This is a genomic window from Bacillus sp. FJAT-29937 (assembly GCF_001509555.1).
GTDB lineage: Bacteria > Bacillota > Bacilli > Bacillales > Cytobacillaceae > Cytobacillus.
The window spans coordinates 676,852-692,812 of record NZ_LMAS01000003.1; the positions used below are offsets into that span (position 1 = coordinate 676,852).

17 protein-coding genes are annotated in these 15,961 nt (G+C 38.2%); all 17 read left to right on the top strand.

Features of this window, described 5'->3' with window-relative positions:
• Positions 1-18: 18 nt before the first annotated feature.
• The 17 genes from AR328_RS09635 to AR328_RS09715 all read left to right on the top strand — a co-directional run bounded on the left by AR328_RS09635 (position 19) and on the right by AR328_RS09715 (position 15,951).
• Positions 19-732, top strand: a complete 714-nt coding sequence (locus AR328_RS09635; protein WP_066294239.1) for a hypothetical protein — start codon at positions 19-21, stop codon at positions 730-732.
• Positions 733-955: 223 nt separating this feature from the next.
• A complete protein-coding gene (gene spoIVA, locus AR328_RS09640) occupies positions 956-2,434 on the top strand; it encodes a stage IV sporulation protein A (RefSeq protein WP_066294241.1) in 1,479 nt (492 codons plus the stop codon).
• 367 nt (positions 2,435-2,801) lie between these two features.
• Positions 2,802-3,074 (top strand): HU family DNA-binding protein, encoded by a 273-nt coding sequence (locus AR328_RS09645; RefSeq protein WP_066294243.1) that lies wholly within the window; start codon positions 2,802-2,804, stop codon positions 3,072-3,074.
• Between the two features lie 172 nt (positions 3,075-3,246).
• Complete coding sequence (folE, locus tag AR328_RS09650; RefSeq protein ID WP_066294246.1) at positions 3,247-3,813, top strand: GTP cyclohydrolase I FolE; 567 nt, start codon at positions 3,247-3,249, stop codon at positions 3,811-3,813.
• Positions 3,814-3,877: 64 nt separating this feature from the next.
• Positions 3,878-4,114, top strand: coding sequence for a trp RNA-binding attenuation protein MtrB (mtrB, locus tag AR328_RS09655; protein WP_066294249.1), 237 nt, complete (start codon positions 3,878-3,880; stop codon positions 4,112-4,114).
• Between the two features lie 188 nt (positions 4,115-4,302).
• Positions 4,303-5,118: a heptaprenyl diphosphate synthase component 1 gene (locus AR328_RS09660; RefSeq protein ID WP_066294254.1), complete on the top strand. Its 816-nt coding sequence runs from the start codon at positions 4,303-4,305 to the stop codon at positions 5,116-5,118.
• Between the two features lie 5 nt (positions 5,119-5,123).
• A complete protein-coding gene (locus AR328_RS09665; RefSeq protein WP_066294258.1) occupies positions 5,124-5,831 on the top strand; it encodes a demethylmenaquinone methyltransferase in 708 nt (235 codons plus the stop codon).
• 123 nt (positions 5,832-5,954) lie between these two features.
• On the top strand, positions 5,955-6,917 hold the full coding sequence (gene hepT / locus AR328_RS09670; protein WP_066294264.1) for a heptaprenyl diphosphate synthase component II: 963 nt from the start codon (positions 5,955-5,957) through the stop codon (positions 6,915-6,917).
• 118 nt (positions 6,918-7,035) lie between these two features.
• Entirely contained in the window at positions 7,036-7,482 is a 447-nt protein-coding gene (gene ndk / locus AR328_RS09675) for a nucleoside-diphosphate kinase (protein ID WP_066294267.1), read from the top strand.
• 143 nt (positions 7,483-7,625) lie between these two features.
• Positions 7,626-8,399, top strand: coding sequence for a CheR family methyltransferase (locus tag AR328_RS09680; protein ID WP_066294269.1), 774 nt, complete (start codon positions 7,626-7,628; stop codon positions 8,397-8,399).
• 191 nt (positions 8,400-8,590) lie between these two features.
• Positions 8,591-9,763 (top strand): chorismate synthase, encoded by a 1,173-nt coding sequence (gene aroC, locus AR328_RS09685; protein WP_066294275.1) that lies wholly within the window; start codon positions 8,591-8,593, stop codon positions 9,761-9,763.
• The gene (gene aroB, locus AR328_RS09690; protein WP_066294278.1) at positions 9,763-10,839 is read left to right on the top strand and encodes a 3-dehydroquinate synthase; all 1,077 of its coding nucleotides are present in this window, start codon (positions 9,763-9,765) and stop codon (positions 10,837-10,839) included. Before aroC ends, aroB begins: the two co-directional genes overlap by 1 nt.
• A gap of 14 nt (positions 10,840-10,853) precedes the next feature.
• Positions 10,854-11,222, top strand: coding sequence for a chorismate mutase (gene aroH, locus AR328_RS09695; RefSeq protein WP_066294281.1), 369 nt, complete (start codon positions 10,854-10,856; stop codon positions 11,220-11,222).
• Positions 11,223-11,282: 60 nt separating this feature from the next.
• Complete coding sequence (gene hisC / locus AR328_RS09700) at positions 11,283-12,383, top strand: histidinol-phosphate transaminase (RefSeq protein ID WP_066294285.1); 1,101 nt, start codon at positions 11,283-11,285, stop codon at positions 12,381-12,383.
• 88 nt (positions 12,384-12,471) lie between these two features.
• Complete coding sequence (locus AR328_RS09705) at positions 12,472-13,578, top strand: prephenate dehydrogenase (protein WP_066294288.1); 1,107 nt, start codon at positions 12,472-12,474, stop codon at positions 13,576-13,578.
• 50 nt (positions 13,579-13,628) lie between these two features.
• The gene (gene aroA, locus AR328_RS09710; RefSeq protein WP_066294291.1) at positions 13,629-14,921 is read left to right on the top strand and encodes a 3-phosphoshikimate 1-carboxyvinyltransferase; all 1,293 of its coding nucleotides are present in this window, start codon (positions 13,629-13,631) and stop codon (positions 14,919-14,921) included.
• A gap of 136 nt (positions 14,922-15,057) precedes the next feature.
• Complete coding sequence (locus tag AR328_RS09715) at positions 15,058-15,951, top strand: hypothetical protein (protein WP_066294298.1); 894 nt, start codon at positions 15,058-15,060, stop codon at positions 15,949-15,951.
• The last annotated feature ends 10 nt before the right edge of the window (positions 15,952-15,961 follow it).

The window sequence follows — 15,961 nt, forward strand, 5'->3', positions numbered from 1 at the left end:
CTAAAGGGATGGATATAAATGAAAAAAGGTTTGCAGCTGCTCGGTTGTTTGCTGTTATTTATTCCGCTATTATCTGGATGCATGTATCCGAAAGGACAATTAGCACAAAATAAAATTCCTTATGAAGATCAGATAAAGGCTGTACAAACAGCTGTCAATTCTTATAAAGAAGCAAATAGCGGACTCCTGCCTATTAAAACAAAAGATGAATCAACCCCAATATATCAAAAGTACCCAATCGATTTCAAAAAGCTCACACCCCAATTTATGGCTGAGCCGCCCGGGAATGCGTACGAATCTGGCGGGGTTTTTCAATATGTTCTAATAGATGCAGAAACAGACCCTAAGGTAAAAATTTTCGATTTGCGAATGGCTGAAACGATTCGGGATATTAAACTAAGAATGAAATCACAGAAATACCCGCCTTATAAAGAACAGCTCGCAAAAAATGTTTTTACTTTAGATTTTACTAAGCTTGGCTATAAAGAAAGCCCGACAGCATTAAGCCCTTATAGTGGAAGAGAACTGCCATTTGTTATTACAGGTGATGCTGAAGTATACGTTGATTACACAAGTGATCTTCATGAGGCCATGAAGAATCAAGAGGTTTCATATAAACAAGGGGACGATGTAAGGGAAATCCTTACGAATGATTCTGCATTTGTTCCTGCTTATTCCTTACCGTATACAATTGATAAGGAAACAAAAAATCCAATCTTTTTAACGAAATAGGCATAACCCTTCTTCTGCAAAATATATTGTAGGAGAAGGGTTTTTTTACTGCTATTTTAACATTATATGTAAATGCATAAGCATAATAAGCGAAAAAAATGTTATCTCAAGGGGTAATTTTTAATAAAAACTGTCATAACGAGATAGGACAACATCATAAACATATAATGTCCAAACGTAATTGATAGGATAATATTATCCCACATATTCGGGAGGGGATCACTTGGAAAAGGTAGATATTTTTAAAGATATTGCTGAGAGGACTGGCGGCGATATCTATTTCGGAGTAGTAGGAGCTGTACGGACAGGCAAATCAACTTTCATAAAGAAATTTATGGAATTAGTTGTTTTGCCAAACATGAGTAATGAGGCTGACCGTGCTCGCACCCAGGATGAACTCCCTCAAAGTGCAGCCGGAAAGACAATAATGACAACAGAGCCTAAGTTTGTACCCAATCAGGCAGCTTCAGTCCATGTGGATGAAGGTCTGGACGTAAATATTCGATTAGTTGATTGTGTGGGTTATACGGTTCCTGGCGCTAAAGGGTATGAGGATGAAAATGGCCCAAGAATGATTAATACTCCTTGGTATGAAGAGCCAATTCCGTTCCATGAAGCGGCGGAAATTGGAACTAGAAAAGTCATTCAAGAGCATTCAACCATTGGGGTCGTAATTACGACTGATGGGACAATTGGAGAAATCCCTCGCAGCAATTATTTAGAGGCCGAGGAAAGAGTAATAAATGAATTAAAAGAGGTTGGAAAACCCTTCATTATGATTATTAATAGTGTTCAGCCTCATCATCCAAATACGGATTCTCTAAGAAATCAGCTTTCTGAAAAGTATGATATTCCAGTGCTCGCTATGAGTGTAGAGGGCATGAGAGAATCAGACGTATTAAATGTTATGCGTGAAGCCTTGTATGAGTTCCCAGTTCTTGAAGTCAATGTAAATCTTCCAAGCTGGGTGATGGTGCTTCGCGAAGACCATTGGTTAAGAGAAAGCTATCAGGAAGCTGTTAAAGAAACAGTTAAAGATATTAAGAGATTAAGGGATGTGGATAGGGTTGTCCATCAATTCAGTGACTTTGAATTTATTGATCGGGCAGGACTAGCAGGCATCGAAATGGGTCAAGGTGTAGCGGAAATTGACTTATATGCTCCAGACGACCTTTATGATGAAGTTTTAAAAGAGATTGTTGGGGTAGAAATTCGCGGCAAAGATCATTTATTAGAATTAATGCAAGATTTTGCCCATGCGAAAAGGGAATTTGATCAAATATCAGATGCACTGAAGATGGTTAAACAAACAGGCTACGGAATTGCCGCACCATCACTGGCCGACATGAGCCTTGATGAACCGGAAATCACACGCCATGGCTCACGGTTTGGGGTAAGACTTAAAGCGGTAGCTCCATCCATTCATATGATTAAGGTTGATGTTGAATCAGAGTTTTCTCCAATCATTGGAACAGAAAAGCAAAGTGAAGAACTCGTTCGCTATTTAATGCAGGATTTCGAGGATGATCCTTTATCAATCTGGAATTCCGATATTTTTGGCCGCAGCCTAAGCTCGATTGTAAGGGAAGGGATTCAGGCAAAGCTTTCAATGATGCCTGAAAATGCAAGATATAAATTAAAAGAGACACTAGAAAGAATTATTAATGAAGGATCAGGCGGTTTAATAGCCATTATTTTATAAGACTCCATTTGGGGTCTTTTTTGTTTTTACCCATATAAAATGACAAATAAACAAAAAAATAGGCGGTAAATGGGGCTAAAATGAAAACTTTCCCAATAAAACGTGAATTATTCTTGATAACACGAAATGATTGTGATAATCTTTTAACAGAATTACCGTTGTAACCGCCTAAACCCTTAGTAATAAAGGTTTTTTTGAAGAAATGGTTTGAAAACTTCATCAAATTAATTTATTATGAAGCATGTTAAACAAAAATTCGTTACAACGTTTAGAATTCCATAATTTTGTTTACAAATGTAAGTAAGAATGCTTAATAGGTCTATGTTTTAAGGCAAGACGCTTTTCAATTTTGGGAGGAGGTGAAACCATGAACAAGACAGAACTAATTAACGCAGTTGCTGAGAGCAGTGAACTTTCTAAAAAGGACGCTACGAAAGCAGTTGATGCAGTATTTGATGCAATCCTAGATGCTTTAAAAGCTGGTGATAAAGTACAATTAATTGGTTTCGGAAACTTTGAAGTTCGTGAGCGTGCTGCTCGTAAAGGACGCAACCCGCAAACTGGCGAAGAAATCGAAATCGCTGCAAGCAAAGTACCTGCATTCAAACCAGGTAAAGCATTGAAAGATGCTGTTAAATAAGTACATATAAGTGCTTAAACAAAGCCACAAGTAGAAAACCGCGAATCATTCGCGGTTTTTTTTATACCCACAACCCCGCTTCCGCATTTCTTTTTGCTTGTTATGAAAATAATATGCTAATATGGAAATATTGGAGTTTAAGAAAGTGAAGATTTTCTGAGGGGGAAGTTTGATGTCGAACGTAAATCGTGCGCAGATAGAGGATGCCGTACGTTTAATATTAGAAGCAGTCGGGGAAGACCCAAACCGTGAAGGATTATTAGATACACCAAAGCGAGTAGCAAAAATGTATGAAGAAGTGTTTGCTGGACTAAATCAGGACCCTAGAGAATACTTCGACACCATTTTCAGCGAAGAGCATGAAGAGTTGGTATTAGTAAAGGACATCCCTTTCTATTCCCTTTGTGAGCACCACCTTGTACCTTTTTACGGAAAAGCTCATGTTGCATATATTCCTAGAAATGGCCGTGTGGCAGGTTTAAGTAAATTGGCTCGGGCAGTGGAGGCAGTTGCGAAACGTCCACAGCTTCAGGAACGAATTACTTCTACAGTTGCGGATGCGATTTTAGAGAAGCTTGAGCCAAGTGGTGTTATGGTCGTAGTGGAAGCTGAACATATGTGCATGACAATGCGCGGAGTGAAAAAGCCGGGCTCCAAAACAGTTACAACGGCTGTTAGAGGCACTTTTTCAGAAGATGATAAATCACGTGCTGAAGTTTTATCTTTAATAAAGTTTTAATCCATTAAGCTAAGAATAAGAGTATTCATCTAGATGCTTAAATAATCGCTAAAAGGGTGTTAGTATGGAAAAGAAAAATCCCAATGGAAATGATTACATCGTTATAAAGGCAAAGGAAGACGGTGTCAATGTCATAGGTTTAACAAGAGGAACTGATACTAGATTTCATCATTCGGAAAAACTGGACCAAGGTGAAGTGATGATTGCTCAGTTCACAGAGCACACTTCCGCTATCAAAATAAGAGGAAGCGCGAAAATCCTGACATCCTACGGTGAGATAGAGAGCGAAGGGAAAAAATAACTTTGATCCATTTGCGGGCTTTTGTATGTAAGACTTTCGTTTTTCCGGAAAATCTCCTATTAAGGTATTCTAAGTTGTGATATAATTGTCCTGCCTTATGGATACACGTATGCGTAATAATTGAAAAAAGGTAAAAAATGATAATAACACACTGATGAAGAAAACTTAAGGAAAACAAGGGTGATCGCATGCTAGACATGAATGTGAAAATGGCAATTGTTAAGGAGCAGATCGAGAAAAAGATACGGCACCCTTATTTACTTAAATACATAGAATCTCCAAATATAGATGAAGATAAGCTATTACTCCTAATTACGGTTCTTGATCATGTTAATCTTCCAGAGGAAAGGCTAAGAAACTTTGCTATTACAACGATGCTGATTCAAGTTGCGCTTGATACACATGAATTGGTCACGAATGAAGAGCTTGATTCAAATCAACTAAAAGGCAGGCAGCTGACAGTTCTTGCCGGTGTGTATTACAGCGGATTATATTATAAAATCCTTTCTGAAATTGAGGATATCCCCTTGATCAAATCGCTTGCCACAGGTATTAAAGAAGTGAATGAAAATAAGATTTCTGTTTATCAAACAGCCGTTGAAGCAGTTGATATATTAATGGAAAGCGTCAAAAAAATTGAATCCTCATTATTTGAAAAGGTAATTGATTTACTGGAGGATCCGAATTGGAACGAATTTGCCTCTAACTTTTTATTTAGAAAAAGATTGTTGATGGAAAAGATGAGATTTTTACAAGGTGAGACATCGATCGTTTTTGAAGCACTGAAAAAATTATTACTTCCTAAAAATCAATATACCGTGCTGCGCACAGAACAGCAGCATTTATTGATTCACACTTGTGACAGATATCTCAATAGCTCAAAGCAATTAATTGATAAATATATGAGTAAACTCCCGGATCTGAATGAACCGATGAAGCAAAGAGCGTATGCAATTATTAGTCAGCATCAGCCCGCAGAAAATATATTTGTGGAGGAAGGTTAGAAGGCATGCAACAATCAAAAGAAGAGCGCGTCCATCATGTTTTTGAGAAGATCTATGACAATTATGACAAGATGAATTCCGTCATTAGCTTTCAGCAGCATTTAAGATGGCGTAAGGACACCATGAAACGCATGAATGTCCAAAAAGGTTCCAAAGCTTTAGACCTTTGCTGTGGAACTGCTGATTGGACGATTAGCTTGGCAGAAGCAGTAGGCTCTGATGGAGAAGTAGTGGGCCTTGATTTCAGCAAAAACATGCTGAAAATCGGTGAACAAAAGGTAAAAGAGCTAAATTTGCAGCAAATTAAGCTTATTCATGGCAATGCAATGGAACTGCCATTCCCTGATCACTCCTTTGATTATGTGACAATAGGCTTTGGACTTCGAAATGTACCGGATTATTTGCAAGTATTAAAGGAAATGCGCCGCGTGCTTAAGCCTGGTGGTATGGCTGTTTGCCTTGAAACATCCCAGCCAACGATGTTTGGATATAAACAAGCATATTATCTTTATTTCCGCTTTATCATGCCTATGTTCGGAAAAGTTTTTGCAAAAAGCTATAAAGAGTATTCATGGCTACAAGAATCAGCCCGCGATTTCCCTGGTATGAAGGAGCTTGCAAACATGTTCGAAAAAGCTGGTTTTGTAAACGTAACATATAAACCGTACAGCGGTGGAGTTGCTGCGGTACACATTGGAAGTAAAGAAAAATAAAACTTTTTTCTGAATGCTTTTTTCATAGGAATTAATGTCCGGACGGATTTAAATGAAAACAATTGTACGTCCTCTAATGTATGGAAGCTGCAGACAGGATTTTAAGCTGGGTGAGTATAGGAAATGAAGTTAAAAATGATGTATTCATTTCTAAATTCCGATTTAAAAAATATAGAGCAAGCACTCGAAGAGACAGTTCAAGCGGAGTCTCCTTTATTACACCAAGCATCCTTGCATTTATTAAAAGCTGGGGGAAAGAGAATCCGCCCCGTATTTGTTTTGCTTGCTGGCAAGTTTGGCGCCTATGACATAAACAAAATAAAAAATGTGGCTGTTGCTCTTGAGTTAATACACATGGCTTCCCTCGTTCATGATGATGTCATAGATGATGCAGAATTAAGACGGGGAAAGCCAACTATTAAAGCCAAATGGGATAATAAAGTCGCCATGTATACAGGGGACTATATTTTTGCTCGTGCTTTAGAACTGATTACAGATATTGAGAATCCATTTACTCATCAGATTTTGTCAGACACGTTAGTTGAACTTTGTATTGGTGAGATTGAACAGATTCAGGATAAATATAATTTTGAACAAAATATTCGCGATTACTTCCGAAGAATAAAGCGGAAGACAGCGATACTCATTGCTGTAAGCTGCCAGCTTGGGGCGATTGCGGCAGACGTTGATGAAAAGATCCACAAAAAGCTTTATCGTTTTGGATATTATGTTGGAATGTCCTATCAGATTATTGATGATGTCCTTGATTTTACAGGCACAGAAAAAGAACTTGGGAAACCAGCTGGAGATGACCTTCAACAAGGTAATATTACTTTACCGGTCTTTTTTGCCATGGAGAATCCAGAAATTCGAAAAGAAATTATTAAAGTTCGTGAATCAACAGAACGTAGTGATATTGAAAAGGTTATTTCGCTCATAAAGAACTCTGGCGCCATCGAAAGATCGCTTCAAGTCAGTGATTTATATTTAAACAAGGCTTTGGAAATATTAAATGAACTCCCGCAAAATCGAGCAAAGAAAACACTAATCGATATTGCGAAAGTGATCGGCAAAAGAAGATTTTAATCACGAGCAGATCGTTGTTTCCTCATTGACCTTGTATTATCTGCAAAACAATGTTAATATTTTCGTGGATTATCGTATTTGGATAGTTCACTATACATAGCTTTAGGAGTTGACAATTATGGAAAAAACATTTTTAATGGTTAAGCCTGACGGCGTTCAGCGTAATTTAATTGGTGAGATTGTTGCCCGTTTCGAGAAGAAGGGTTTTCAACTTGTTGGCGGTAAGCTAATGAGCATCTCTACTGAACTTGCTGAGCAGCATTACGGGGAGCACAAAGAGCGTCCTTTCTTCGGAGAGTTAGTAGATTTCATCACTTCAGGCCCTGTTTTCGCAATGGTTTGGGAAGGTGAAAATGTTATTGCAACAGCTCGTCAAATGATGGGAGCAACTAATCCGAAAGATTCAGCACCTGGCACGATCCGTGGTGAATTCGCAGCTACTGTAGGAAAAAATATTATTCACGGTTCTGATTCACCAGAGAGTGCAGAACGTGAAATTGGCTTATTCTTCAAACAAGAAGAGCTTGTAGAATATTCAAAGTTAATGAATGAGTGGATTAACTAATTGGAAGAAGTGCTCGCAAACATTGCGGGTGCTTTTTTTTATAATTCCTTTTTGAAACAAATTTTGGTCCTTTTTGTCAAAAATTCAGCTATACTTACTTTATATAAGAATAGAATGAATATATGTTTAGGGGAGAAGGGCAAATGTCTAGTGATTATCAAAGCTTTATTGTAAATATAAAAAAGAAAACAGGAATTGACCTATCTTTATATAAGGAAGCACAAATGAAAAGGAGACTCTTATCTCTTTATGAAAAAAAGGGATACAACACTTTTCAGGAGTTTTTTGAAGCCATTAGAAAAGATAATCAGCTATTAGATGAATTTTTGGATCGAATGACCATTAACGTTTCAGAATTTTACCGAAATTCAAAAAGGTGGGAAGTGTTAGAGAAAAAAATCCTTCCTAAATTGCTGGCCAATAATAGACGGTTAAAAATATGGAGTGCCGCGTGCTCCACTGGTGAAGAGCCTTACACGTTAGCCATGGTCCTGTCAAAATTTATGCCATTATGCCAAGTGCAAATATTGGCGACAGATATTGATGAAAATGTGATTGCAAGAGCAAAGGTCGGTACATATCCTGAAAGATCATTAAATGAAGTCCCAGAAGATATGAAGAAGAAATACTTTGTGAAGGACGGAAGCTTTTATCATGTGTTAGATGAAATCAAAAAAACTGTAACCTTTAGAAAGCAAAATTTGCTATCAGATCCATTTGGCGGACCATTTGACCTCATTGTGTGCCGAAATGTCCTGATCTATTTTACGGAAGAGGCGAAGGATGTACTCTATAATAAATTTAGCAGTGCTTTAAAAACAGATGGCATCTTTTTTGTAGGCAGCACTGAGCAGATTTTTAATCCTAATAAATATAGTTTTGAAACAGAGGATACGTTCTTCTACAGAAAAAAATAAAGATCAGAAGTCTGTTTGGATGCAGGCTTCTTTCTTTTAGAAATATAAGTCTTCATTAATGGCTCGCAAGTCTACATTAATATTGTTTTTTTGCAAAAAATTAAATGAATTTTCTATTTTTACTATTCATATTTTTGCCGATATGTTATATTGATACATAATTCTTTAATGAGTTGAAGGGGGAAAGAGCTTTGAGATATTTGACTTCAGGTGAATCACACGGGCCTCAGCTGACAGCTATTATTGAAGGGCTGCCTGCGGGGCTGCCTTTGCTTAGCGACGATATAAATATAGAATTAGCTAGACGCCAAAAAGGACATGGCAGAGGCAGAAGAATGCAAATTGAAAAGGATACAGTACAAATTACTGGGGGAGTTAGGCACGGCTACACTTTAGGATCTCCAGTAGCATTAGTCGTTGAAAATAATGATTGGAAGCACTGGACGAAAATCATGGGGCAAGAGCCTATCGCTCCAGAAGAAGAAGACGAGATCAAAAGAAAAATTACTCGTCCACGCCCCGGGCACGCTGATTTAAATGGTGCTCTAAAATATGGACATAGAGATATGAGAAATGTTCTTGAACGCTCTTCAGCAAGAGAAACGACTGTTAGGGTGGCTGCGGGTGCAGTAGCCAAAAAGCTATTAGCTGAGCTTGGCATTAATATTGCTTCACATGTTATCGAAATTGGCGGAATTAAATCTGCAGTCAGAGAATACGAAACGCTTGAAAAGCTCAAGGAGATTTCGGAAGACTCACCCGTTCGCTGTATTGATCCAAATGCAGCAGAGCAAATGATGAAAGCCATTGATGATGCAAAAGAGCAGGGTGATTCTATTGGCGGTATCGTTGAGGTGATTGTTGAAGGCATGCCTCCGGGAGTAGGCAGCTATGTTCATTATGATCGGAAGCTTGACTCTAAATTAGCAAGCGGGATTATGAGCATCAATGCCTTTAAAGGTGTAGAAATTGGCATCGGCTTCGAAGCGGCAAGTAAACCAGGCAGTGAGGTTCATGATGAAATTGCGTGGAGTGAGGAACAAGGCTATTATCGCAAAACGAATCGTTTAGGCGGCTTAGAAGGCGGAATGTCAACAGGCATGCCGATTGTAGTAAGGGGAGTTATGAAGCCTATTCCTACTTTATATAAACCACTTCAAAGTGTGGATATTGAAACGAAGGAGCCATTTGCAGCAAGCATTGAGAGATCTGACAGCTGTGCCGTTCCCGCAGCAGCAGTAGTGGCAGAGAATGTTGTAGCCTGGGAATTAGCAGCGGCAATCGTGAATCAATACTATTCAGATCGGTTCGAAACATTAAAGGAAATTATTGATCAGCAGAGAGCGTTTGCGAGGGACTTCTAATGGACGCCGTTACCATTGAAACGAATTCGAAAACATATCCTGTATATGTTGGCGCAGGAGTTACCAGGCAATTAAGCTCATTTATTCGAGATAAATTCCCTTCTTTAACAACGATTATGGTCATGACTGATGAAACGGTTGCTGAGCTTTATTTAGATGACATGAAAGCTGCCTTATCAAATTATAAGGCGGAATTTTGCATCGTTCCAAGCGGAGAAAAAGCGAAAACATTTGATGTATATTATCAGTCATTAAGTTTTGCATTGGAAAAAAGGCTGGACAGAAAATCAATCCTGATAGCTTTTGGCGGTGGAGCAATTGGAGACCTTGGAGGATTTGTAGCTTCTACATTCATGCGTGGAATCTCTTTTCTCCAAGTGCCAACGACAATATTAGCTCATGACAGCGCTGTAGGCGGAAAAGTGGCCATCAATCATCCATTGGGAAAAAATATGATTGGCGCTTTTTATCAGCCTGAAGCTGTATTCTATGACTTGCATTTTCTAAGATCTCTTTCGCCGCAAGAAAGACGATCTGGTTTTTCTGAAGTCATAAAGCATAGCTTAATTCATGATCCGGCCTTTTATGATTGGCTGTTCAATCATGTGAACTCACTAGAAGAGCTCAGCGGAGAGGATTTGCAATACGCTTTAGTTAAGGGGATTGAAATTAAGAACTATTTTGTTTCAAAGGATGAGAAAGAGTCTGGAATCCGTGCTTACTTAAATTTTGGCCATACGCTTGGCCATGCCATTGAAGCTGAAATGGGCTACGGCAAATGGACACATGGGGAATCCATATTGATTGGCATGCTATTTGCATTGCAATTGAGCAAAACAAAAACAGATCTATCCTTTAATATAGAGCCATTAAAAAATTGGCTCATTCGTCTTGGGTATGAGACCGAAATACCTAAACAATTGACAGTTCAAAATTTAATTGAGCGAATGAAACAAGATAAAAAGTCAATCGGTCAAAAAGTAAACTTTGTTCTATTAAAGGAAATCGGTAACCCCGAATTATTTGAGGTATCAGAAGCGGAATTAATCAAGCAGCTAGAATATTTTCTAGAATAAAGGAGGGGTTGCATGTGATACGTGGCGTAAGAGGAGCTACTACAATAAATGAAAACAATGAAATAGAAATAGTTGAGGCTACTGAGATTTTGCTAAGGAAGATGATTGAGGAAAATTCGATTGATGCAGAGATGGTTGCATCTGTCTTTATTTCGGTGACAGAAGATATCACAGCAGTATTCCCTGCCAAAGCAATGAGATTAATTGAGGGCTGGAAATATGTCCCTGTTATGTGTATGAGGGAAATTCCTGTCGAGTCCTCATTAGAAAAATGTATTCGTGTCATGATGCATGTGAATACAAATATTTCTCAAAAAGAAGTTACTCATATTTACTTAGGTGACGCCATTAAATTAAGACCTGATTTAAATGCTGCAGACTAAGATTAAAATTAATCATTTCGAATTGATTTATTATGACATTCAATAGAAAAGGTGATCTTTATGAAATGGAAAGAACAGTTGCTTCAATTATCCCCTTATCAGCCTGGGAAACCAATTGATGATGTAAAAAGACAATATGGTTTAGAGCAAATTGTTAAACTGGCATCTAATGAAAATCCGTTTGGATGCTCGGAAAATGTGAGTACAGCAATCAAAAGTTCAACTGCTTCATTTCCTTTATATCCAGATGGGAATGCAACCAATTTAAGAGAAAAGATTGCTGGTTATTTCGGACTAAGCCCGTCGCAATTTATTTTTGGCAATGGGGCCGATAACATTATCCAAATTATCTCAAGGGCTCTATTAAAACCAGGCTTAAATACAGTAATGGCTACACAAACCTTTTCGCAGTATAAGCATAACGCCATCATTGATGGAGCAGAGGTTAGGGAAGTTCCGCAAATTAACGGGGAGCATGATCTTGATGGAATGCTAGAGGCAATTGATGAGTCAACTTCAGTCGTGTGGGTTTGTAATCCAAATAATCCGACTGGCACTTATATAAGTGAAGATCGTTTAGTGTCATTCTTAGAGAAAGTTCCTAATGATATTCTTGTAGTGATTGATGAGGCTTATTTTGACTATGCTGTTGCTGAGGACTATGGCAGCTCTATACATTTACTTGATCGTTTTCCTAATATTATCGTCTTACGTACATTCTCGAAGGTTTATGGCCTAGCGAGCCTCCGTGTTGGATATGGAATTAGTCATTCAGAAATTATTAAAACATTGGAACCGGCCAGGGAACCATTCAATGTCAATACTATTGCCCAGGCCGCAGCGATAGCAGCTCTTGACGACAAAGAGTATGTTAATTTCTGTAAACAAAAAAACCGTGAAGGTCTGGAGCAATTTTATACATTTTGTGAGGAGAATGGTTTAAACTATTATCCTTCTCAAGCAAACTTTATATTAATTGATTTTAACAAGGACGGAAATGAAGTATTTCAATATTTACTCGAAAGAGGATATATTGTTCGTTCAGGACAGGCGTTAGGCTTCCCTACATGTGTGAGGGTGACGGTTGGTTCAAAGGAACAAAACGAAGGTGTTATTAACATAATGTCTGAACTATTAGCAGAAAAGACAATCGTCTCTTAAGAAAACAATTTTTTATTTAAATTCAGAGGCTGCTATAGCCTCTGAACCTATTTTCGCACTAATTTCGAACGTAAAGGTGGTGAGCCGCTTGAAAGGCCGTGTACTTATTATAGGTTTAGGATTAATTGGCGGATCCTTGGCATTATGCATAAAAAAGGCTCACAAGGATGCAGTTGTCATTGGATTCGATACAAATGAAGAGCAGACTAAGCTTGGAAGGATGCTTGGGGTGGTTGATGAAATCGCCATTTCAATCGAAGAAGCTGCAGAACATGCTGACCTGATTTTAATTGCTACTCCAGTAAAAGTAACCGAGAAGATATTTAAAATTCTAGAAGAGAATCCATTAAAGAATCAAGTGATTATTTCAGATGCAGGCAGTACGAAAAAGGAAATCGTTCAATTGGCTGGCGGTTTTAAGAAAAGGGGAATCACTTTTATTGGCGGGCATCCAATGGCTGGGTCACACAAGAGCGGTGTCACCGCTGCAAAATCGATCCTTTTTGAAAACGCCTTTTATATTTTAACTCCAGAAGATCATATTTCAGACAGTAAACTGCAGGAACTGCAAAATTGGCTTTCTGGGACAAAAGCAAGGTTCATTTCATTATCCCCACAGGAACATGATTATTTAACAGGTGTTATTAGTCATTTTCCCCATATTATTGCAGCCTCGCTCGTTCATCAAGCTGAGAAAACAAGTGCGAAGCAAAAGCTCGTACCAAGTCTGGCAGCGGGAGGCTTTCGAGATGTGACAAGGATCGCATCTAGCAGTCCTGAAATGTGGAGAGACATTTTATTACATAATAAAGAGGTTATGCTGCATCTGCTTGATGATTGGCAAAATGAAATGCAGAAGGTATCTAACATGCTAGCCGAAGAAAATGAACATGAGATTTATAATTATTTTCATCGTGCTAAGCAATTTCGTGATGAATTGCCGCAAAAAGAAAAAGGAGCCATCCCCTCTTTTTACGATCTGTTTGTTGATGTCCCTGACTATCCAGGTGTGATCTCTGAGATTACAGGTTATTTAGCAAAAGAGGATATCAGCATTACCAATATTCGTATCTTGGAAACACGAGTGGATATTAATGGAATTCTAGTGATTAGTTTTCAAACGGAAGAAGATCGTGCGCGTGCAGAGATTTGTATTCATAATTACACTAATTTTGAAACCTCTGTAGGAATTTAAGTTTGTTGTGAAGAAGTGGAAGGAAAAAGCATGTATAAGGGGTGTTTTTTTTGAAGCCAATTAAATTAAAGACCAATATTCCTTCATTAAGGGGAACTATCCATATTCCAGGTGATAAATCAATCTCCCACCGATCCATCATGTTTGGGGCTATTGCTGAAGGGAAAACAACCGTTACAAACTTTTTGCTCGGGGAGGATTGTTTAAGTACAATCGCCTGCTTTAAGAAATTAGGGATATCCATTGAGCAACTTGAGGATAAAGTCGTCATCGAAGGAAACGGCATTGCTGGGCTTAAGGAACCTTCTGAAATATTAGATGTCGGAAATTCAGGAACTACGATTCGTTTATTGTTAGGAATTCTTGCTGGCCGCCCTTTTCATTCTGTATTAGTTGGAGACGAATCGATTGGAAAAAGACCGATGACTAGGGTGACAAAGCCATTACAAACGATGGGAGCAGTCATACAGGGCAGAAAGAATGGTGAATATACACCTATTTCTATTTCAGGCGGCTCGTTAAAACCGATGGAATATTCATTACCTGTTGCAAGTGCCCAAGTGAAGTCTTCTCTGTTGTTTGCGGGATTACAGGCTAATGGGACTACAACTCTCATAGAGCCAGTAAAAACAAGGGACCATACGGAAAGAATGATAAATAAGTTTGGCGGCTCGATTGAAGTGGATGAACGTACAGTTCGCATTAAGGGTGGTCAGAAGCTTACAGGAACTGATATACATGTTCCAGGCGACATTTCATCTGCGGCTTTCTTCCTCGTTGCAGGGGCTATTGTGCCTAATAGCAGTATAACATTAAAAAATGTTGGTCTAAATCCGACAAGAACGGGAATTATTGATGTTTTGAAGGCAATGGGCGCTGATATGACCATTGTTCCTTATGAAGACGATACATTTGAACCATGTGGAGATATTACGATTAAAACATCGACTCTAAAAGGAATTACGATTGAAGGCGACCTAATTCCGAGACTGATTGATGAAATCCCTATTATCGCTCTTCTAGCATCGCAAGCTGAAGGTGAAACGGTTATTAAAGATGCTGAGGAATTAAAGGTGAAAGAGACAAATCGTATAGATACAGTAGTAAATGAGCTTACAAAGCTTGGAGTAGATATTGAGGCAACAGAGGATGGAATGATTATTAAAGGCAGTTCTGAATTGAACGGTGGCGGAACCGTTTCAAGTTATGGCGATCATAGAATAGGGATGATGCTTGCCATCGCCGCCGCTCTATGCAAGGAAGAGGTATTCCTTGAAAATGAAGAATCCATTTATATTTCCTATCCTTCATTTTTTACACATTTAGAAATTCTTAGTAAGTAAAATACTATTTAGGGGCTGCATATCAGCCTCTTTTTGTTTTGTTACAAATATTAAATCAGGAATAACTTCTAAATAACTAATCATAAAAATCAATATTTTTCATAGCTTGTCATAAGACAGTAAAAAGGGTGGTTTTATGACATATATCATTGAAAACGCCAATATTCTTAAGGACCAGACATTAACGAAAGCCTCACTTCTAATTGAAAACGGATTGATCGTATCAATTAAACAAGACTTTAAAAGGTATAAGTATATAAAAATGAATGCTGAACCATTTATCATGACCCCCACTTCAATCTTCTTTAAAAAGGATTTTCCGTTAGAAAAATCTTTTCAGGAAATGAAAGAATTTTATCGGGAAGAATTTATCCTTGAAGGATGCACGACATTCATAACTGTGGCACCTGTAAAGCATGAATATGAATTATCAGCTGCCATAAAACGATTAAAAATACAGCTGCTAAACAGCCCAATTGATTTTATTATAGGTGTTCGGATTCCAATCCGGCTTTTAACCCCAGCCTTTTTAAGAAAGTGTAAGCGAGAAAAGGTGCCTGCTGTCTTTGTTGACATCAATCAAGTGGACGAGCTTTACGATTTGCCTTGGGGATGGCTGCGGGAGGCTATGTTTCCTTATAATAGCCCTCTAATACCAATATTTACGAATAGCAATAAACAGGCTGCAAATGAATGGTCAAGGCTCATGAAAGAAGAGAAAATCCCGTTTGTACAGGAGGAATTACAAGAAGGTCAGCCCATTCCAAATGACGTTTTATGTAAGATGGGGATTTATCCATTCAAGGCAAGCATTTACCAAGGGTGCGAATTGTCTTATAATTTTTATTTGCAAAGCAGAGAAATTCGAAAAATTGAAGAATCTGAACTATTTCATTATCATAGAGATAAGTTAGTTATTACAGTTCAAAATGGTGTTGTTATCCGTTCTGGCAATGATGTTGTTTATAGGCCTGGATATGGCAAGCATGTTAAAATAAAGACACCATCATTTTTTAAGATTGACGTATAGACGTGAAAGG

Coding starts and splice junctions, on each gene's coding strand:
- AR328_RS09635 (WP_066294239.1), top strand. CDS start 19: ATGAAAAAAGGTTTGCAGCTGCTCGGTTGTTTGCTGTTATTTATTCCG.
- AR328_RS09645 (WP_066294243.1), top strand. CDS start 2,802: ATGAACAAGACAGAACTAATTAACGCAGTTGCTGAGAGCAGTGAACTT.
- folE (WP_066294246.1), top strand. CDS start 3,247: ATGTCGAACGTAAATCGTGCGCAGATAGAGGATGCCGTACGTTTAATA.
- mtrB (WP_066294249.1), top strand. CDS start 3,878: ATGGAAAAGAAAAATCCCAATGGAAATGATTACATCGTTATAAAGGCA.
- AR328_RS09660 (WP_066294254.1), top strand. CDS start 4,303: ATGCTAGACATGAATGTGAAAATGGCAATTGTTAAGGAGCAGATCGAG.
- AR328_RS09665 (WP_066294258.1), top strand. CDS start 5,124: ATGCAACAATCAAAAGAAGAGCGCGTCCATCATGTTTTTGAGAAGATC.
- hepT (WP_066294264.1), top strand. CDS start 5,955: ATGAAGTTAAAAATGATGTATTCATTTCTAAATTCCGATTTAAAAAAT.
- ndk (WP_066294267.1), top strand. CDS start 7,036: ATGGAAAAAACATTTTTAATGGTTAAGCCTGACGGCGTTCAGCGTAAT.
- AR328_RS09680 (WP_066294269.1), top strand. CDS start 7,626: ATGTCTAGTGATTATCAAAGCTTTATTGTAAATATAAAAAAGAAAACA.
- aroB (WP_066294278.1), top strand. CDS start 9,763: ATGGACGCCGTTACCATTGAAACGAATTCGAAAACATATCCTGTATAT.
- hisC (WP_066294285.1), top strand. CDS start 11,283: ATGAAATGGAAAGAACAGTTGCTTCAATTATCCCCTTATCAGCCTGGG.
- AR328_RS09715 (WP_066294298.1), top strand. CDS start 15,058: ATGACATATATCATTGAAAACGCCAATATTCTTAAGGACCAGACATTA.